At 48.8% G+C, this 18,766-nt stretch carries 16 protein-coding genes; 12 read left to right on the forward strand and 4 right to left on the reverse strand.

Going from position 1 to position 18,766, the window contains the following annotated elements; translation table 11 throughout:
* Positions 1-2: 2 nt before the first annotated feature.
* From larC to CSUNSWCD_RS06080, 8 genes are all read left to right on the forward strand, one after another.
* The gene (gene larC / locus CSUNSWCD_RS06045) at positions 3-1,193 is read left to right on the forward strand and encodes a nickel pincer cofactor biosynthesis protein LarC (protein ID WP_009494974.1); all 1,191 of its coding nucleotides are present in this window, start codon (positions 3-5) and stop codon (positions 1,191-1,193) included.
* Positions 1,165-1,938 (forward strand): ATP-dependent sacrificial sulfur transferase LarE, encoded by a 774-nt coding sequence (gene larE, locus CSUNSWCD_RS06050; RefSeq protein ID WP_009494975.1) that lies wholly within the window; start codon positions 1,165-1,167, stop codon positions 1,936-1,938. Before larC ends, larE begins: the two co-directional genes overlap by 29 nt.
* Positions 1,935-2,681 (forward strand): nickel pincer cofactor biosynthesis protein LarB, encoded by a 747-nt coding sequence (larB, locus tag CSUNSWCD_RS06055; protein ID WP_009494976.1) that lies wholly within the window; start codon positions 1,935-1,937, stop codon positions 2,679-2,681. Before larE ends, larB begins: the two co-directional genes overlap by 4 nt.
* Positions 2,682-2,733: 52 nt before the next feature.
* Complete coding sequence (locus CSUNSWCD_RS06060) at positions 2,734-3,192, forward strand: ribosomal maturation YjgA family protein (protein WP_009494977.1); 459 nt, start codon at positions 2,734-2,736, stop codon at positions 3,190-3,192.
* Positions 3,185-4,084: a L(+)-tartrate dehydratase subunit alpha gene (ttdA, locus tag CSUNSWCD_RS06065; RefSeq protein ID WP_009494978.1), complete on the forward strand. Its 900-nt coding sequence runs from the start codon at positions 3,185-3,187 to the stop codon at positions 4,082-4,084. Before CSUNSWCD_RS06060 ends, ttdA begins: the two co-directional genes overlap by 8 nt.
* Positions 4,081-4,692 (forward strand): L(+)-tartrate dehydratase subunit beta, encoded by a 612-nt coding sequence (gene ttdB / locus CSUNSWCD_RS06070; protein ID WP_009494979.1) that lies wholly within the window; start codon positions 4,081-4,083, stop codon positions 4,690-4,692. Before ttdA ends, ttdB begins: the two co-directional genes overlap by 4 nt.
* A gap of 286 nt (positions 4,693-4,978) precedes the next feature.
* Entirely contained in the window at positions 4,979-5,809 is an 831-nt protein-coding gene (locus CSUNSWCD_RS10895) for a tetratricopeptide repeat protein (protein ID WP_009494980.1), read from the forward strand.
* A gap of 406 nt (positions 5,810-6,215) precedes the next feature.
* Positions 6,216-6,722, forward strand: coding sequence for an SEL1-like repeat protein (locus CSUNSWCD_RS06080; RefSeq protein ID WP_034964472.1), 507 nt, complete (start codon positions 6,216-6,218; stop codon positions 6,720-6,722).
* 196 nt (positions 6,723-6,918) lie between these two features.
* On the opposite strand, the gene polA is transcribed toward CSUNSWCD_RS06080, so the two are convergent.
* Positions 6,919-9,573, reverse strand: a complete 2,655-nt coding sequence (gene polA, locus CSUNSWCD_RS06085; protein WP_009494983.1) for a DNA polymerase I — start codon at positions 9,571-9,573, stop codon at positions 6,919-6,921.
* Between the two features lie 205 nt (positions 9,574-9,778).
* Positions 9,779-12,232, reverse strand: coding sequence for a molybdopterin-dependent oxidoreductase (locus CSUNSWCD_RS06090; protein ID WP_009494984.1), 2,454 nt, complete (start codon positions 12,230-12,232; stop codon positions 9,779-9,781).
* A 225-nt stretch (positions 12,233-12,457) separates the two neighbouring features.
* Between CSUNSWCD_RS06090 and CSUNSWCD_RS06095 the strand changes: the two genes are divergently transcribed.
* The 3 genes from CSUNSWCD_RS06095 to CSUNSWCD_RS06105 are packed head-to-tail and all read left to right on the forward strand — an operon-like array spanning position 12,458 to position 15,329.
* Entirely contained in the window at positions 12,458-13,039 is a 582-nt protein-coding gene (locus CSUNSWCD_RS06095) for a YcxB family protein (RefSeq protein WP_009494986.1), read from the forward strand.
* An 8-nt stretch (positions 13,040-13,047) separates the two neighbouring features.
* Positions 13,048-14,964: a hypothetical protein gene (locus tag CSUNSWCD_RS06100; RefSeq protein ID WP_009494987.1), complete on the forward strand. Its 1,917-nt coding sequence runs from the start codon at positions 13,048-13,050 to the stop codon at positions 14,962-14,964.
* 29 nt (positions 14,965-14,993) lie between these two features.
* Positions 14,994-15,329, forward strand: a complete 336-nt coding sequence (locus tag CSUNSWCD_RS06105) for a hypothetical protein (protein WP_009494988.1) — start codon at positions 14,994-14,996, stop codon at positions 15,327-15,329.
* A 114-nt stretch (positions 15,330-15,443) separates the two neighbouring features.
* Here CSUNSWCD_RS06105 and CSUNSWCD_RS06110 read toward each other — a convergent pair whose 3' ends face one another.
* Positions 15,444-16,040: a DJ-1/PfpI family protein gene (locus CSUNSWCD_RS06110; protein ID WP_009494989.1), complete on the reverse strand. Its 597-nt coding sequence runs from the start codon at positions 16,038-16,040 to the stop codon at positions 15,444-15,446.
* Between the two features lie 133 nt (positions 16,041-16,173).
* Between CSUNSWCD_RS06110 and CSUNSWCD_RS06115 the strand changes: the two genes are divergently transcribed.
* A complete protein-coding gene (locus tag CSUNSWCD_RS06115) occupies positions 16,174-17,802 on the forward strand; it encodes a formate--tetrahydrofolate ligase (RefSeq protein ID WP_009494990.1) in 1,629 nt (542 codons plus the stop codon).
* 421 nt (positions 17,803-18,223) lie between these two features.
* On the opposite strand, the gene CSUNSWCD_RS06120 is transcribed toward CSUNSWCD_RS06115, so the two are convergent.
* On the reverse strand, positions 18,224-18,664 hold the full coding sequence (locus CSUNSWCD_RS06120) for a pyrimidine dimer DNA glycosylase/endonuclease V (RefSeq protein WP_009494992.1): 441 nt from the start codon (positions 18,662-18,664) through the stop codon (positions 18,224-18,226).
* Positions 18,665-18,766: the final 102 nt, after the last annotated feature.

Raw genomic sequence — 18,766 nt, forward strand, 5'->3', positions numbered from 1 at the left:
GCTTGGCTAAAATTTTATATTATGACGCAAGCTGTGGCATCAGCGGTGATATGAATTTAGCTGCTCTTGTTGGGCTTGGCGTGGATTTTGACTATCTTTGCTCTGAGCTAGAGAAGTTAAATTTGAGCGGAGAATTTCGCCTGGAGCGAAAAAATGTAGTAAAAAACGGCATTGCTGCGACCAAAATAGACGTTGTCTTGCTAAATTCGCAACCTCACGCTAGAAGCTACGCTGATATCAAGCAAATTTTAGCTAGCTCAAATTTGAGCGAATTTTGCAAGAAAAAGGCCGCTGCGATATTTCATGTGATCGCGCAGGCTGAGGCAAAGGTGCATGCAGTTAGCATCGATGAGGTGCATTTTCATGAGGTTGGAGCGGTTGATAGCATAGTAGATGTCGTAGGGGCCGCGATCTGCCTTGAGTATCTATATAAAAATTTTGGCATTTCAAGAGTTTTTAGCTCAAAGATCGAGCTTGGCGGTGGCGTAGCAAAGTGCGACCACGGCACTCTAAATGTCCCAGCGCCTGCCGTTTGTGAAATTTTAAAGGGCGTGCCTGTAAGTCTTGGCAGAGCAAATTTTGAGATGACTACACCAACAGGTGCGGCGATACTAAAAGCATGCGTAGATGAGTTTGTAAGCGATATAAATTTCAAAATAGAAAAAGTAGCTTATGGAGCTGGTGAAAAGAACGCTCCAAATTTTGCAAATGCCCTTCGCGCGATGATCTGCGAGGTGGATGAGAGCCAAAATTTGGTGCAAAAAATGATATCTACAAACATAGATGACATGGACGCGGAAAGCTTTGCCTTTGCATGTGAAATTTTACGTGAAAATGGCGCTCTAGACGTCTTTAGCCACTCTATCTATATGAAAAAAGGGCGCATCGGCTTTGAGCTAAATGTCTTGTGCCGCAACGAAGATGCGAAAAAGATAAAAGAGCTTATATTTACGCACACGACGGCTATCGGCGTTCGTGAGATAGATGTCATAAAAACCGAGCTAAAGCGAAAATTTGTAAGTGTTGAGACGAAATTTGGCGATATAAGACTAAAAATTTCAGGCGATGATGAAAAGGTAAAGCCTGAGTTTGAAGAGTGCAAAAGCGCTGCACTTGCGCATAAAACATCAATATTTCAGGTAAAAAAAGAAATTTTTAAAAAGTATGACGAAGTTAGAAATTCTAAAAAATGATATAAAAAAGCTAGGAAATTTAGCCATTGCTTTTAGCGGCGGCGTGGATAGCTCGCTACTGCTAAAGGTCGCTGCGGACGTGCTTGGCGAAAATACGCTAGCACTCACGGTAAAATCGCCCTACATGTCTTTGCGAGAGATAGACGAGGCGGTAGAATTTGCTAAATTTTATGGCATCAGGCACGAGATATTTGAGGTAGGCATCGCTGATGAGATCAAGCTCAATCCGCAAAATCGCTGTTATCTTTGCAAAAAAGCAGTTTTTTCAAGGCTTCTTGCGCGCGCAAATGAGCTAGGTTTTACAAATTTGGCTGACGGCACAAACAAAGATGATCTTGGCGAATATCGCCCAGGGCTTAAGGCAAAAGAAGAGCTTGGCGTGCTTTCTCCGCTTTTAAATTTGAGCAAATTTGAGATCCGCGAACTCTCACGTGAGCTAAATTTAGCAACTGCTGAAAAGCCAAGCTATGCATGCTTGCTAACTCGTTTGCCGCATGAAAAAGAGATAAGCATAGATGAGCTAAATTTAGTAGAGGCGGCTGAAAATTTACTGATAAAAAGTGGCTACGCAAATGTGCGAGCAAGGCTTGATGATAAAAAAATGAAGCTGCAAATGCCATTTTCTAGCATGCAAAGCTTTTTAAACGATGTGAAATTTAAGTCTATCGTTAAAGAGCTAGTAGCACTTGGCGCAGCAGAGGTGATGCTTGATCTAAAGGGGCTTAGAGAGGATGTTTTGGCATGAGCGAGGCTGAAATTTTAGAATTTATCGCCAGTATAAAAAATGGCAAGATGAGCGAGCAAGATGCGCTAAAGTATCTAAAAAACTATCCATTTAATGACATCGGATGCGCCAAGATCGACACTCAGCGTGCTTTGCGAAATGGTACTGGTGAGGTGATATATGGGGCAAATAAAACAGATGATGAAATTTTGCAAATTGCTAGTGCGATCGGCGAAAAAAATGAAAATATCCTAATCACAAGAACAAATGAGAATGTTTTTGAACGCATACGTGAGATCTTTCCGCAGGCAAATTTTAATGCTCGTGGCAGGGTGATTAGCGTCAAATTTAAAGAACTAGCACCCACAAAAAGCTACATCTCGATAGTCTCTGCCGGAACTGCCGATGGTGCAGTCGTGGAGGAGGCCTATGAGACGGCAAAATTCTTAGGCAACGATGTGAGAAAATTTACCGATGTTGGCGTGGCAGGACTACATAGGCTGATAGCAAAGATCGACGAGATACGTGGTGCAAAGGTCGTCATCGCCGTTGCTGGCATGGAGGGCGCACTTGCTAGCGTATTAGCAGGCCTCGTGAGCGTGCCGGTGATCGCGGTGCCCACCAGCGTGGGATACGGAGCGAGCTTTGGCGGGCTGGCGGCGCTGCTAGCGATGCTAAACAGCTGCGCAAACGGCGTGAGCGTCGTAAATATAGACAACGGCTTTGGCGCCGCGTATAACGCGAGCCTGATAAATCATCTTTAAATTTACGCCGCCGCGCGGGTCAAATTTAAAAGCTAAATTTAAAAGGAAAGCGTTGCGAGAGGAAAATTTAAACAAGCAAAAGGCTAGGCCGAAGTACGCTAAAAAGCTCGTGCAAAAGGCGAAAACAAAGCAAAGCGCGCGAACGAGGCTAGCGTTTTTAGCCGCGGCGGTCCTGATTTTAGCGGTAGAAATTTATATCGCGATCTGCGTGAAGGGCGGTTTCGTGCGCCACTACGCGGGCGATGTTTTGGCCGTTATCTTGCTTTATGCTTTGGCTCGGGCTGCATTTAGCACGCCGCCGTCAAATTTGCCGCTTAAAATTTTCGCGTTTGCGGCAGCTTTGGAGCTTGCGCAGTATTATGGCGTGGTGCAAATTTTAGGCATAGAAAATAAAATTTTAAAAGTAATGATCGGCGGGACGTTTGATTTTGCCGATTTGCTCTGCTATGCTGCAGGCTGCGTCCTAGCGGGCGTCTATGAAAAATTTGAAAAAAGGAGAAGCGATGGATAAACAAAAAGCCGTGCAAAAGATGACCGAGGTCATGGCTAAATTCGTCGGCTACACGGGCAAGGTGTTGCCCGACGACGTAACTACGAAGCTGCGGGAGCTTAGCGAGCGCGAGACGCAGCCACTAGCGAAGGAGATCTACGAAACGATGTTTGAAAACCAGCGCCTGGCTAAGCAGCTAGACCGTCCGTCCTGTCAGGATACGGGCGTGATCCAGTTTTTCGTGCGTTGCGGCGCGAACTTCCCGCTCATAGGCGAGCTTGAGGAGCTACTACGAGAGGCTGTACTGAGGGCGACGCGCGAGGCTCCGCTGCGCCATAACAGCGTCGAGACGTTTGACGAGTACAACACCGGCAAAAACGTCGGCAAGGGCACGCCGAGCGTCTTTTGGGAGATCGTGTCAGATAGCGGCGAGTGCGAGATCCACACCTATATGGCGGGCGGCGGCTGTAGCCTGCCCGGCAAGGCAACCGTGCTGATGCCGGGGATGGGCTACGAGGGAGTCGTAAAATTCGTCATGGATATAATGACGAGCTACGGCATAAACGCCTGTCCTCCGCTGCTAGTGGGCGTAGGCGTGGGCACCTCGATCGACGTGGCATCCTTGCTATCTAAAAAAGCGCTGATGAGGCCGCTTGGCTCGCAAAACCCAAACGAGCGCGCCGCGCTAACCGAAAAGCTACTCGAAGAGGGCATAAATAAAATCGGCCTGGGCCCGCAAGGCATGAGCGGCGCAAGCTCTGTGATGGGCGTGCATATCGAAAACTGCGCCCGCCACCCCAGCGTCATCGCCGTCGCCGTAAACGTGGGCTGCTGGTCGCACCGCAAAGGCCACATCGTCTGGGACGCGGGGCTAAATTTTGCCGTAAAATCGCACAAGGAGTTCGCGCTATGAGTAAGAAAATTTTAACCACGCCGATCAAGGCCGAGGATCTGGCCGACATCAAAATCGGCGACGTGATATACCTCAGCGGGCACATCGTCACCTGCCGCGACGTGCCGCACAGACGCGTCGTGCAGGAGGGTCGCGACCTACCGCTAAATATAGCAGGCGGCGCGATCCTGCACGCTGGACCGATCATCAGAAAAACGGGCGATAAAAGCTTTGAGATGGTCTCGGTGGGGCCGACTACCAGCATGCGAATGGAGAAATTTGAGCGCGAGTTTATCGCTAAAACGGGCGTGCGCCTGATCGTGGGCAAAGGCGGTATGGGCGAGGTCACGATGAGCGGCTGCAAGGAGTTTGGCGCGATACACTGCGTATTTCCGGCAGGCTGCGCGGTGGTGGCCGCGACGCAGGTCGAGCAGATCGAAAGCGCGGACTGGACGGAGCTTGGGATGCCTGAGACGCTGTGGAAGTGCCGCGTGAAGGAGTTTGGTCCGCTCATCGTCTCGATCGATGCGCACGGAAACAATCTTTTCGAGCAGAACAAGGTCAAATTTAACGAGAAAAAGGATGCGGCGCTGGCTGAAATTTTACCGCAGGTCGGGTTTATAAAGTAGTTAAATTTGAGCGACTTGCGCAAAACGCGCATACGCGGTTTTGCGTTTTATAAATTTACTCTAAAAAGAGAGCTTTGATGAGTTATTTTACATGCCTTGCTTGCTAATCCGCCTTGGCTTAGAAGCGCAAAACGGATTATGCTCGTAGTATCATTTAAATCAGCACGAAAACTAGCTTTTGGATATTGTTGTTTGCGTATGTCTAGAAAAATTTATGCCAAAACGGATTTTTTCGGTAAAATTTACTCAGCCGCAGTATAAAAGTATAAAAATTAAAAGGATAAAAATGAAAAATTTATTTTATGCAACATTCGCTGTTTTGCTTGTTTTTACGGCAGCTAGCCGAGCTGAGGAATTTGATGCCAAACAAAAAGAGCTTTTTGCTAAGCAGTTCAATAAATACGCAAATCTCTGCCAACAAAAAGACGCCCTAGCCTGCGAACAAATTTTTTCGATGCATAAAGAAGGCGAGATAGAAAACGACGAAAAAATTATGCAAGAATCAATGGAAAATCTAGATAAATTATGCGCCGAAAAAAATTTAAACGCCTGCTTGATACTAGGTAACATCTACTCAATAAACAAAAAGTACAAAGACTTTGAAAAAGCGGCTAAAATTTTAAGCCCGATGTGCGAAAGCGGGAATCAAGACGCCTGCGCGCTTTACGGAGGCGTATTTAGAGAAAAAGGAGAGTCAAAGCGAGCCGTGGAGCTTTTTAATCAAGCATGCGATAAAGGCTCCGCTCGCGGATGCGATCTTCTTGGTCGTTACTACTACAGGGAAGATATGGAGCAGGCGTATTTCTATACGAAACAAGCTTGTGCAATGAACGAGAAAATGTGCTATGGACATGGACTCGTACTACGAGAAGCGGGCGAATACATTGACGCGTTTTATGCTTTCGAGAAATCCTGCTATAGCCAAAAATATAATATTATCTCTTGCCTGATGGCGGATTTAACCTATCAGCATAGCATAGTAGCAAGTCTTATTGAAGCACCAAGAAAATTATATATTAAGCTTTGTAAACAAGCGCCTTATATGAAAAACGACTTTTGCAAAAAAGCTAAAAATACTCCGCCTTCTCGTACTTTTTTACCGGTAACAAAGCCGTAATAGCCTTTGTATTAAATCAAATTTGATTCGAGTTTTTTAACCTAATTTAGATCTAGATTTGCCTTTGATGTTTTTGGCTTGTATTTTAAACCGAAGCGATATTCATTATCTGATGCATATTTAGAAAAATTATATTCGAGTAGAAATTTTACGGCAAATTTTTGCCTAACTACGAAAACGGCATCAAAGATTAAAAGGATAAAAATGAAAAATTTATTTTCTGTTACATTTGCGATTTTGCTTGTTTTTACGGTAGCTAGCCGAGCAGAATAACTAAATGCTAAACAAAAAGAGCTTTGGAATAAGAAATTTAGCGAATACGTAAATAGCTGCGAGCAAAAAGACGCGCAAAAATGCTGTAGAAAATCTAGGAAAACTATGTATAAACGGCGATTTTGACGCTTGTTTGATACAAGGCAGAATCCATACGAAAAGCAAAGACTACAAAAAAGCCGCTGAAATTTTAAGCACGATGCGCGAAGACGGAAACCAAGATGCCTGCGCGCTTTACGGAAAAGTTTTAAAAGAAAACAACAAGCCACAACGGGCAATAAAACTTTACAAGCAGGCATGCGACAAAGGCTCGGCACGCTGTTGCGAACTCTTGGGCGATTACTACGAAACACGATCGGAACAGGCGTATTTTTATGCGAACAAAGCCTGCAAAATAGACAAACAAAGGTGTCTTTTGTTAGGAGGTATCTTATGCTTTGAAGACAAATTCGTACAATCGTTTAAAGCTGCAGAAAAATCCTGCTATAGCCAAAAATACTACATTTCTTCTTGCCTTATGGCGGCTATGGCTTACGAAAACAAACTAAAGAATTTTATGAAAAAGCCAAAGAAACTATACTCTACTCTTTGTGAGCGAGCGCCGCATAGAAAAGAAGACTTTTGTGTCGAGGCTCGGTAATTGCCGTGCGATTTTACCGTGCGTAGTCGCTTTTGCCCATAAGCGAATCGGGACTAGACTTTTTAAATTTACCATACTATATTTACCTTAAATTTATCCGTCCAGGTTGATCGGTTAAATTTAAAAACTTATCGTCGTTGCGCTCACAAACTTAGCCGGCAAATTTGACGCAGGCTAAACGCTCAAATTTGCCGTTTTACTTCAACTCACCCCAATCCTTCGCCACATTTAGGCTCGTTTTTAGCGGCACGTTTAGTTTGTAAATTTCTTGCATTATCTTTTGCGCCGCTACGCCAAACTCCTCCGCGTAGCCGTCCTGCACCTCGAAAATCAGCTCGTCGTGTATCTGCAAAAGCATTCTAGCGCGCGAGCTTAAAAGCGGGCGGATCTTTACCATCGCCATCTTGATGATATCGGCAGCCGAGCCTTGAAATATCGTATTTACAGCCTCGCGCTCATACATCGCCGTTTGCATCGGCGTCGCGGCAGTAAAATCAAACAACCGCTTTCTACCCAGCAGCGTGCGCACGAAGCCCTCGTTTTTCGCGGCCGTTTTTATCCCCTCTAAAAAGCCCTTTATCGTAGGGAAAGCTTTAAAATAGCGCTCGATATACTCCTTTGCCTCGGCGCGCGTGATGCCGACTTGCCCCGCTAGCTTGCTCGAGCCCATGCCGTAGATGAGGCCAAAATTTATACTCTTAGCCACCGAGCGGTTTTGCCCCTCGGCGCTACCAAATATACTAATCGCCGTGCGCGCGTGGATGTCCTCGTCGTTTGCAAACGCCCGCAAAAGCGCCTCGTCGCGGCTAAAGTGCGCGAGCAGTCGCAGCTCGATCTGGCTGTAGTCAAGACCCACGAAGCTAAAGCCGCTTTTGGCCTCAAAGCAGCCTCGCACGTCTTTAGCTAGCGCACCGCGAGCCGGGATATTTTGCAGGTTCGGATTTTTAGACGAGAGTCTGCCGGTGCTCGTTCCCGTCTGGATAAAGTTCGTGTATATCCTGCTGTCGGCGTCTTTTTTAGCCAAATTTAGTAGCGGCTCGCAGTATGTGCTTTGCAGCTTATATAGCTCGCGGTACTCGAGTAGTTTAGGGATGACGGGATGCTCCTCGGTGAGCTCGGCTAGCACGGCTTCGTCGGTGCTGTAGCCAGTTTTGGTCTTTTTCTTTACGGGTAGTTTTAGATGTTCAAACAGCACCGAGCCTAGCTGCTTAACGGAGTTAATATTAAAATTTTCGCCCGTTAGCTCGTAAATTTCGCTCGTTAGGGCCTTGATCTTAGCGTCGTTTCGCAGGATCAAATTTTGCATTTTCTCCTGGTTTATAGCGATACCCTCGCGCTCCATATCAAAAAGCGTGAGGATGAAAGGAAACTCGTGCTTGCCTGCAAGTGCGAGCAACTCGGGATCAAGCAAATTTAAAAAGCTTTTGTAAAACTTCAGCGTTATCCACGCGTCCTCAGCGGCGTATTTGGCGGCATTTTCAAGAGCTACGGACGCGAAGGTCTCGCCGCGCTTTACTACGTCTTCAAATTTGATCGTATCGTAGTCGTAGAGCCGCTTAGCTAGCGCGTCCATACCCACGCTTGAGCTTGGATCCATGAGCCATGCTAGTATCATCGTGTCTTTAAAATTTACGGGCGGCTCAAGCCCCAAATTTCGCTTTACGACCTTAAAATCATACTTTAAATTTTGCCCGATCACGCAGCCTTTGTAAATTTGCCCTATCGCCCAGGCGGCAAATTTCTCGCTCACCTGCTTCGGCGCACCCAGATACTCGTGCGCCACGGGCACGTAGTAGGCCTCCTCGTCGTTAAAGCAAAAGCTAAAGCCGACCAGGCGGGCGTTTTGCGTATCGACGTCCGTGGTCTCGGTGTCAAACGCCACGAGCGTGTCCGCGTCAACGTTTGCCAGCAGTCGCTCGATCTCATTCTCGTCCGTTAAAAGTCGCGCGTTAAAGCCGAGCTTAAAATCCGCATTTTCGCCTGCGTCTTGGCTATTTTGCAGCGCTTTTAAAAGGCGGTTTAGATCGTATTCGCGCAGAGTATCAGCGACTTTTACGAGCGGATTTTGCTCGGGAAATTCCGCCCTTTTTAGATCGAGCACGTCCGGCACGTCGTCAAAGAGCGAGGTTAGGCGCTTGCTCAAAAACGCGCTCTCTCGCCCTTCTGCTAGCATCCCGCGGATACGTTCGTTTCGCACTAGCGGCAGGTTTTCGTAGATGCCCTCTAGGCTGCCAAATTCGTTTAGTAGCTTTTTGGCGCCCACCGCGCCGATACCTTTGACGCCCGGGATATTATCCGAGCTATCGCCAGCGATCGCGAGAAAATCGCGTATGCAGCTTGGCGGAACGCCGTATTTTTCTATGCAGCTCGCGCTATCGTGATCGATCTTGCTTTGCGGGCTGTAGATGCTTACTTTGCCGTCCTCGATGAGCTGATAGAGGTCCTTATCATGCGTTACGATACGTACAAATATATCCCGCTGCTTGCACTCCTTTACGACGCTAGCGATGATGTCGTCAGCCTCGTAGCCTTCACGGCTCACGGCGGCTAGACCCATTTTTTCTATCATTTCGATGCACACGGGCAGCTGCTCTTTTAGCGCAGCGGGTGGCTCGGAGCGGTTGGCTTTGTATTCGCCCAGGATCTCGTGGCGCAACGTTTTGCCCTTGCTATCTAACGCAAAGATGATGTAGTCGCTGGCAAACTCCTGACGCAGATTCATGATAAAGCTAGCAAAGCCGCTCACCATGCCGCTTGGCTTGCCTTCGCGGTTTTTTAGTCCGCTCATCGCGTAGTAAAGTCTGAAAAAAAATCCGAAAGTGTCGATGATCGTTAGTGTTTTTTGGCTCATTTTTTATCCTTTTTTTGGGCTAATTTTACAAATTTTAGGCAAAAAAACGGCTGATTTGAGGCAAATTTAAAATTTAGCGACGCGGGTCAAGCGCAGACGCGGTCAAATTTGAGTTAAATTTGACGCTAAATTTGAGTGGGTAAATTTAAAAAGTAGTCAAATTTGAGCGGCCAAATTTAACCGCTCAAATTTAAATCGTAAAAGCCTAAGCCTCTATCGTCACAGGCCTATCAAACGCCGTTATGCTCGGCAGTTCGCCTTTAAATTTCTCGACCTGCACCATGCTCGTGTGCGCAGTGTTGCTTTGCGAGAGCTGCGAGCTAGGCACGTCCTTGGTTAGTACGTTTATGTTGCCGTGTTTGCACAGGCTTTTCTCGCCCCAAACAGCCGGGTCGTACCACGCGCCCTCGCTTACGATCACGACGTTATCTTGCGCGGTGTCGCTCACCAGCGCGCCGCAGAGGATCTCGCCTCGGTCGTTGTAGATCCTCACTACGTCGCCCGTTTTTATGCCGCGCGCCTTTGCCGTGGCGGGGCTGATGAGTGCGGGTTCGCGGTTTGCGATCTCGGAGTAGTTGCGAAGCAGTGAGCTGTTTAGCTGCGAGTGGAGCCTAAATTTAGAGTGCGCGCCGCTGATGGCGATAGGATACTTGCTCACGTCGCCGCCCAGCCACTCAAACGGCTCCATCCACGTCGCGTGCGGCGGGCAGTCGGGATAACCTAGCTTTTCGACCGCTTCGGAGTATAGCTCGATCTTGCCCGACGGCGTTTTCAGCGCGTTTTTCTCGGGATCGGCGCGGAAGTCAGCGTAGTTTGTGAAGTAGCGCTTTTTCTCGTCGATCTTATCAAATTTGACATATCCTTTTTGCCAAAACTCCTCAAATTTTGGCATCGCTATACCCATACCCTCGGCTTTTGCAGCAGCGTCGGCATAAATTTCCTTCACCCACTCAAGTTCCGTTTTGCCCTCGCTAAAGGCCTGCTCGTACTCCTCGCCCCACTGCGCGCAGATGAGCCGCGCGATCTCAAAGTCGCTCTTGCTCTCGCCCGCGGGCTTTACTAGCGGCTTAATCGCAAAAAGGTATTCGCTAGTAGAGTTTGCAAACTCTATGTCCGTGCGCTCGCATTCTAGCGCTGCCGGTAGTACGATATCGCTGAGCCTCGCCGTACTCGTCCAAAACGGCTCTGTGGTGATGATCGCTTCGATCTTTTTCATCGCCGCGACCGCGCGGTTGGTGTCGGGGTGCCGGGTGAAGGTCGAGCCGTTGGCGTTAAACATCACTCTAATGTGTGGCATGACGTATTTTTTGCCGTTGCGCTCGATTTCTTTGCCCGGCTCCATGATCGCGTCTATGAGCCTGCTGTTTGGTATCTCGTGGTATTTAGCCTTAGCTAGTTTGCCTTGCGGGGCGATGTATTTTTCGTTTACCGCCGGGTTAAAAGCCTGAAGCTTTGGCGCGACGAAGCTGATATCGGCGTTTTTATGCATCTGATCGTTCATCACGTAGCCGCGTCCGGTCTTGCCGATGTCGCCTAACATCGCCGCTAGAGTTATCAGCGCCCAGTACGCCATCTCGCCGTGGTGCTGGCGCTGGATAGAGTAGCCCGTGACGATGAGCGCGTCTTTTTTAGCCAGCGTACCCGCTAGCTCTTTTAGCTCCTTTTCGCTCACGCCGCAAATTTTACTCGCCCATTTTAGATCCTTTTTCACGCCGTCTTTCGCGCCCGTGAAATAATCCTTAAATTTATCAAACCCGACCGTGTAACGTTCTATAAATTCCTTGCCGTAAAGGCCGTTTTCGTAAAGATAATCGCAAAGTCCGATCAGCATCGCCGTATCGGTGCAAGGGCGCACGGCTAGATACTCCGCGCCGAAATACTCCGCCGTTTCGTTGCGGTAGACGTCAACGCTGTAAATTTTCATCTCGCCTTTTTTAAATTTATCCTTCATAATCTCGTAGTAGGCGTAGGAGTTGTGCATCGGAACGCCGATAGCGATCTTGTTTGAAACGACGGGATTCGTGCCCCAAAATACGATCGTCTTGGCCTCCTTTACCACGCCCTCCCAGCGCGTCGGAGCGTGAGTCGGATCGATAGAGCCCGTCACGTGAGGCAAAAACGCAGTCGCTGCGCCGTAAGAGTAGCCGCCAAGCTCGCTCACGTAGCCGCCAAGCGCGTTTAGCATGCGTTTTGCGGTGCGCTGCGAGTGACCGACCTTGCCGAGGCTGCCCCACTGATAAAGCTGTCCGTAAATGGCCTCCGAGCCGTATTTGTCGAAGTTTTCTTTTAAAATTTTAGCGCTTAGCTTTATCGCCTCGTCCCAGCTAACGCGCACGAAGGGCTCTTTGCCGCGAAGCTCGGGCTTTGGATCTGAGGGATCAGCAAGGAAGCTTTTGCGCACGTAGGGGTATTTCACGCGCGTTTCGTTTTGGATGTGATCGCTTAGGGCGTTGTTTAGCACCGTTGGCATCGCGTCGCCCTCAAACGGCTCAGTACCAACGACTCTGCCGCCGATGGTTTTTACGTAAAACGCGCCGAATTTATTCGCACAAAGCCCCATCTGCTCGTCAAATATCGCCTGCGCCGCCGCGTCAAACTGTTTTGCTTGCGCCGAAGCTGCCGCGAGCGCGCCTAGTTTTAGAAAATCTCGTCTTTTCATGATTCTGCCTTAAATTTAAATTTGATTGGTTGATTTGGTTTAAATTTAGCGGAATTTACGTGGTTGAGTTTTGCATGGTTTGCCTTTTAACGTATTACGCGACCTCGCGTCTTGGCGGCGATTTTACTAAATTTGGGCTTAATTACCGTTTTAGCGGCGGTTTTTAAAAATAGCGTAAATTTAGGCCAAATTTGATAATATCTCATCAAAATTTAAAGGAAGCAAATGTCAAATTTGAAAGCCGACTTTGAGCTAAAGCCTAACGCCGAGTATAAAAAGACGGCGCGCGAGATCGCTAAAATCGTCTATAAAGGCGATAAATTTATGCGCTATATCAGCCTTTGCGACTTTGCGGCAATTGTTACCGGGATGATTTTTATCACACTTTTGTGCGTCAAATTTTACATCAATGACCTTGGCTGCTTGCTTGAGGACTACGGCTTTGAGAGCGCAGCTATTTTGCCCTATCTTGCGTGGATAGGCGCGTTTTTGACGGTGCTTTACGCCACGGGCTTGCGACCTTGGCTGCTGATTCGCGCTATGCTAAGCAAAGCAAACTACAGCGAATTCGGGCAAAAAAGCGTGATCTTAGAGGATGAGTTTTTCGTGCAAAAGAGCAAATTTGGCGAGGGCAGATACAGGTACGGCATCATCAGCGACGCTCGATATGTGGGCGAGTTTGTCGTCGTTATCATCGCAAACTCCATGTTTTGCGCCGTGCCGCGAGAGGCTTTTGCGGACGGCGGAGCAGAGTTTTTAAGCGAGATAAAAAAGCACGCGAAGCTAGACGCGCAAAATCAAATTTAGGATTTAAAATGAGCGAATTTGACGAGCTAAGTTTACACGAGCCGTTTCTAAAAGGGCTACGCAATCTAATAAACGGCAACCAAGCTAAGCCTGAGGATTTGGTAGAAATTTCGCACGAAATTTTTGATTTTGAAGCCACAGCTAGCGTGACGTGGGAGTTTTACGGCAAGCGCGAGGAGAGCAAGACCGCAGGCGGCGCAAAAGAGCAGATACACTTTGGCGACGACGTGCGAGGCTACGAAAATCATGCCAGAGAGTGCTTGCTGCAGGCTAGAGATAGCGCGGATCTGCGTGAAATTTTACTCACCGAATTACGCCAAGACGCAAAAGAGGCCGTCGCAAAATCAGGCGGCGCGGTTAGGTATTACGATTTTAAGCCATTTAGCATGAGCGAGCGTTGCGACGAGTGCGGAGGCGACGGGCAGACGCGTTGCGGCGAGTGCGGCGGACGCGGTAAAAAAACCTGCTCCAGCTGCGGCGGACGCGGACGACAAAGCTGCTCCACGTGCGGAGGCAGCGGCGGCGTAAATCGCCCTCACACGCAGTACAACTCCGACGGTAGCACCTACGTGACGTATCGCTACGAGAGCTGCTCATCATGCGGAGGTAGCGGCTCAAATACCTGCTACGGCTGCTCGGGATCAGGCACGGTTAGGTGCGGCGGATGCGGGGGATCAGGCTATGTGCAGTGCGCCCAGTGCAGCGGTCACGGATATTTTACCACGGTAGCAAACATCGGCGCCTACGCGAAACCCAGCGTAAATTTACGCATAAAATCGCGCGCCTACGCCGACGAGCTTTTGGACTTCTTGTGCGCGCGCAGCTGTAAATTTCTCTCGCAGACGATACCGTTTTATCAAGACGAAGAGAGCGGCGACGAGAGCTCGCACCTGTTTTCTTATGTGGGCTCTAGCGCGATAATGCGGCTAAATTTTATCCTGCTAGGCAAGGAGTACGAGGCGGTTGGCTTTAGCAACCCGCCCTACGCATTTATCAGGCCGCCATTTTTCGACGATCTTTTCGCAGACGAGATTTCTATGCTAGAAAAGATCGACGCCGACGGCAAGATAACTAGGCGCGAGGCGTTTAAATTTTTCACGCGCTACTGCTCGCAGCCCGCTCTAGACTCCGCGCTAAAGCGTATCGCTAAAACGGACGGCGCGCAAACCGAGGCCGCAAATGCCGTGATAGAGGCCTGCGAAGGCTACGTCTCAAGGGGCGCGGCGAGCAAACTGGGCGATACAATGAAAAAATGCCTGGATAAAATCTCTCCCGTTTACTCGCCTGCGGTTTGGTTTGGGCTGGGTTCGGTGTTTTGGCTGATTACGCTAGTTTTTACGGCGGGATTTTTGGGCGAAAATTTAGCCGAGCGCTACATCATGTCGCCTATTTATACGCTTATATTTTTGGCCCTTTGCGCGGGCGTTGCTTTGTGCGTCTTGGCGCCTCTTAGCGCGCTGGTTACGCTGATTCGCCGTAGTGCCGTGCCTAAAGAGTACCGCCAAAGCATGCGAAACAAAGAGGCTTTTGCTCTGTTTTTTAAAATTTTAGCCGGCTTTGGAGCAGTTGGCGCGATCTATGGCGCGATATCTAGTTTTGGTTACGCTCCGACTCTCATGCAGCTTGACGAGCGCTTTGAGGCGTCGCGCAGCCTGGAGGCCAAATTTCGCGAGATGACGGCTAAATTTGAGGGCTCTAGCGACCAAGAGCGCGAAGCAAACTCGACCGCCGCAGCTAAAACCGCGCCGCAGATCACGCAAAAAGAGAAAATTTTATACGTGCAAAAGGCTATCGGCGTCAAATCTGACGGCATCATGGGCGCGCGCACGCTCAAAAAGGCGCAGGAGTTTTTGGACGCAAATTTGACGAACGCGGATGAAATTTACGAAGCGATAAAAGCAAAAGAAGCAAGCCGCGCAAAGTGATTGATTATAACTCATTTTAGGAGGATAAAATGCCCAAAATCAACTGGGACGGAAGGTCTGCGGGCAACGGCGCTTGGGTATACGAGGGTAACGAGCTAAAGCCCAAATACGGCGCAACCACACACAATACCTTTGAATTTGACGGCGGGGTGCTAAAGCCCAAAACCGGAGCCAACTCCTCTAACACCTTTGAGTTTAACGACAAAAAAATAAAACCCAAATACGGCGCAAACTCGAGCAACACTTGGGTTATACAAGGTAGTGTCGTTAAGCCCGATTTTGGCTCAAACTCGAGCAACACCTACGACATAAACAAAGCTCCTATCGCCGTTATAATAGGGCAAGTCTGCCTAAAACTGTGGTAGCGGGACAGGATACGAGCCGTTTGTTTTAAAACTTACGATTTTGGCGTGCGGCGCGGTAAATTTGACTCGGATTAAATTTGACGCTCAATTTTAGTGGGCGCCGCAAGCTAAAATTTAAAACAGATCCGCGTTTTTGTCGCTATTGTAGACATATTCCATCGTCCGAGCGATCCTCTGCGCTTCGTCCAGCCCGTGCATATCGGCGATAAAACCCAGAGCCTCGTCGATACCCGCGCTCACGCCAGAGCTAGTGTAAAATTTCCCGCTAACGCACCAGCGGGCCGCACGCACCCAGTGCACGCTAGGAGCCTCTGAAGTAACCCACTGCCAAGATAGTTTATTGCTCGTGGCCTCCATGCTGTCCAAAAGCCCTGTTTTAGCTAGCAGCACCGAGCCCGTGCATACCGCGATCACGCATTCGTGTCTGCGCGCTAGCTCGCCCAAAATAGCGATAAACTCGCCATCATGCGCAAGCTCTCTAGCCGCAAAACCGCCTGGCACGAGCAAAACATCAAATTTAGCTATCTCGCTTAGCTTTCGCGTCCAAATTTTAGCGTTCGTACTGCTGCCGACGAGCCCGCCAGTAGCCGAGAAATACTCTATCTCATAGCACTTTTGCTCGCCTTCCAGTGCCCTAGATAGCGCCTCGGCGGGTCCTAGCGCGTCCATCGTAGTAAATCCCTCGTAAAGCAAAACATTCACAGCCCTCATCGCGATCCTTTGTCAAATTTAGTTTCAAATTTAGCCCAAATTTGATTACGAGCGGCTAAAATTTAATGAGACTTTTCGCATTAGCGAGATAAAATTACAAAATCACTTTAAATCAAATTTTTAAGGAAAAACGATGCTAAGCGACAGAGAAATAGAAGCGAGCGCAAAGCCGCAAAATATCGTAAAAATCGGTGCAAAACTAGGGCTAGGCGAGGAGGCGCTAGACACCTTTGGCAAGCTAAAAGCCAAGATCGAGCCCCGACTAGGTAGCGCACCCGGCGCAAACCTCATCCTAGTTACCGCGACCAACCCGACGCCCTACGGAGAGGGCAAAACGACCGTGACCGTCGGGCTATCTGACGGCTTAGCGCGTATCGGCAAACGCGTGTGCGCCGCACTTCGAGAGCCAAGCCTTGGGCCGGTTTTTGGTATAAAAGGCGGAGCGACAGGCGGCGGTTACTCGCAGGTGACGCCTAGCGAGGATATCAACCTGCACTTTAACGGCGACTTTCACGCTATCACCTCGGCAAACAACCTCATTGCTGCGATGCTGGACAATCACATCCACCACGGCAACGCCCTAAATATCGACCCTGCGCGCGTCGTTTTCAAACGCTGCATGGATATGAACGACCGCTCGCTAAGAGAGATCGAAATCGGCCTTGAAAAGAGCAATAAATTTACACGAAAAGACGGCTTCGTAATCACCGCCGCTAGCGAAATAATGGCGATCCTATGCCTCGCAACCGACCTAAAAAATCTAAAAGAGCGCGTAGAAAACATCGTCGTCGCCTACGATAAAGATGGCAGCCTCGTTCGCGCAAAATCCCTAAACTGCGCCGACGCCGTCTGCGTCCTGTTAAAAGAGGCGATAAAACCAAACCTCGTGCAGACTCTTGAGGGCACGCCAGTACTCATCCACGGCGGACCGTTTGCAAATATCGCACACGGCTGCAACAGCGTCATCGCAACTAAAACTGCGCTAAATTTAGCGGGCTACGTCGTGACCGAGGCGGGATTTGGCGCTGAGCTTGGAGCGCAAAAGTTCCTCGATATCAAGTGCCGCACCGCGGGACTTGCGCCAAAGTGCGTCGTACTAGTAAGCACTATCCGCTCGCTAAAATATAACGGCGGATGCGACAAAGACGGCATCTCGCAGCCAAATTTAGACGCGCTAAAGCTAGGCGGCGAAAACCTAAAAGCCCACATAGAAAATCTCAAAAATTTCAATCAAAACGTCATCGTCGCGCTAAATAAATTCGCGACCGACACAGACGAGGAGATCGCTCACGTGCGCGCCCTTTGCGAGGAGTCGGGGGCTGAGTTTAGCCTGTGTGAGGGCTTTTTAAAAGGAAGCGTGGGCACAGAGGATCTAGCTAAAAAAGTCGCACAAATCTGCGAAAAACCGGCTCGCGAGATAAACTTCACGTATGAGCCCGCCGACCCCGTCAAAACCAAGATCGAAAAGATCGCGACTAAAATTTACGGCGCCAAAGAAGTAGTCTTTAGCCCGCGCGCGCAAGAAGACTTGGCCGAGATTTCGCGTCTAGGCTTTGACGGCTTGCCCGTTTGCGTCGCAAAGACGCAGTATAGCTTTAGCTCGGACGCTAAGCTGCTAGGACGACCGAGGGACTTTAGCTTCGAGGTTAGCGCGCTCGAGATCCGCGGTGGAGCTGGCTTTATCGTGGCGGTCAGCGGATCGACGATGCTGATGCCGGGACTACCTAAAGTGCCTGCCGCCGAGCAGATGAAAGCGGAGTAAAACGAGCTCCGATTCGTCAAATTTGAGTGTGAAATTTGATCGGTCGGCGTAGTTTGATTTTAAAAAGTGGAGGCGAATTTGGCGGAAATAACGCCGGGTTCGCCTTTTTAAATTTGACTTGTTTGCCCTAAATTTGCCATCAAATTTAAAACGTTAAATTTAGCAAATGCCTGTGCTAGCTCGTAAATTTTATGGTAACGCTATTCGTGCTAGATTTTTATCTTACCGTCCATACACCGCCGAAACGCAAAATCAAATTTACTCGCTCAAAGCAACGTGTCAGCCTATCGCCAAATTTGCACTATTTTACGGCGTTTTAAATATCCGAATTTAATGCTCGAAATTTGCCGCAAATCTTGGCAAAATCGGCATAATGTATTTTTTGGCCTAGGCAAGTCAAAAAACCTAGCACGAAACGGCGCTAAATTTTCACCTTCTCCCACAGCTCGATTTCACCATCGACCTCTTTAAAAATACTCGCGATTTCTATATTTTTTACGCTTAAATTTCGCTCATAAGCCTTGACGTCGCGCGACTTTAGCTTCTCTTGCAAAAAGGCAAATTCATACTCGATCTGCCCGCGAGTGACGGCTATTTTGGCTAAATTTCGCTCGTCAAATTCGCCCACTTTTGCCGCGTCAAATTTATACCCGCGAGCGCAGGCCTGCGCAAAAACCTCCGCCAGATACGCATTTATCGCCTCTAGCGTGTTTTCGTGCGCGTAAAAGCGGTCGAGCTGCGGGTGATTTTTGTAGCCCTTGGTGAGTCCATCCAGCACGTTTTTAGCTAGCAGCGCCTCGCGCCAAAGTGCGACTAGTCCCTTTGCGTCGAGATATTTAAAACTTATCGTCCAAAGCCTCATTTTTGCCTTTCGTTAAATTTACCGCAGTTTTTGCTAGCCAAATTTGGCGAGGTTAAGCCCGCAAATCATCAAATTTTTACCGTAAATTTGATCCGCTTCAAA

This window comes from Campylobacter showae CSUNSWCD, assembly GCF_000313615.1.
Lineage (GTDB): Bacteria > Campylobacterota > Campylobacteria > Campylobacterales > Campylobacteraceae > Campylobacter_A > Campylobacter_A showae_A.

Bases quoted from the DNA above. Each gene is read 5' to 3' on its own strand.
- CSUNSWCD_RS06105 (WP_009494988.1), top strand. From the start codon at position 14,994: ATGCCCAAAATCAACTGGGACGGAAGGTCTGCGGGCAACGGCGCTTGG.
- ttdB (WP_009494979.1), top strand. From the start codon at position 4,081: ATGAGTAAGAAAATTTTAACCACGCCGATCAAGGCCGAGGATCTGGCC.
- polA (WP_009494983.1), bottom strand. From the start codon at position 9,573: ATGAGCCAAAAAACACTAACGATCATCGACACTTTCGGATTTTTTTTC.
- CSUNSWCD_RS06090 (WP_009494984.1), bottom strand. From the start codon at position 12,232: ATGAAAAGACGAGATTTTCTAAAACTAGGCGCGCTCGCGGCAGCTTCG.
- larB (WP_009494976.1), top strand. From the start codon at position 1,935: ATGAGCGAGGCTGAAATTTTAGAATTTATCGCCAGTATAAAAAATGGC.
- ttdA (WP_009494978.1), top strand. From the start codon at position 3,185: ATGGATAAACAAAAAGCCGTGCAAAAGATGACCGAGGTCATGGCTAAA.
- CSUNSWCD_RS06120 (WP_009494992.1), bottom strand. From the start codon at position 18,664: ATGAGGCTTTGGACGATAAGTTTTAAATATCTCGACGCAAAGGGACTA.
- CSUNSWCD_RS10895 (WP_009494980.1), top strand. From the start codon at position 4,979: ATGAAAAATTTATTTTATGCAACATTCGCTGTTTTGCTTGTTTTTACG.
- CSUNSWCD_RS06110 (WP_009494989.1), bottom strand. From the start codon at position 16,040: ATGAGGGCTGTGAATGTTTTGCTTTACGAGGGATTTACTACGATGGAC.
- CSUNSWCD_RS06095 (WP_009494986.1), top strand. From the start codon at position 12,458: ATGTCAAATTTGAAAGCCGACTTTGAGCTAAAGCCTAACGCCGAGTAT.
- larE (WP_009494975.1), top strand. From the start codon at position 1,165: ATGACGAAGTTAGAAATTCTAAAAAATGATATAAAAAAGCTAGGAAAT.
- CSUNSWCD_RS06115 (WP_009494990.1), top strand. From the start codon at position 16,174: ATGCTAAGCGACAGAGAAATAGAAGCGAGCGCAAAGCCGCAAAATATC.
- CSUNSWCD_RS06100 (WP_009494987.1), top strand. From the start codon at position 13,048: ATGAGCGAATTTGACGAGCTAAGTTTACACGAGCCGTTTCTAAAAGGG.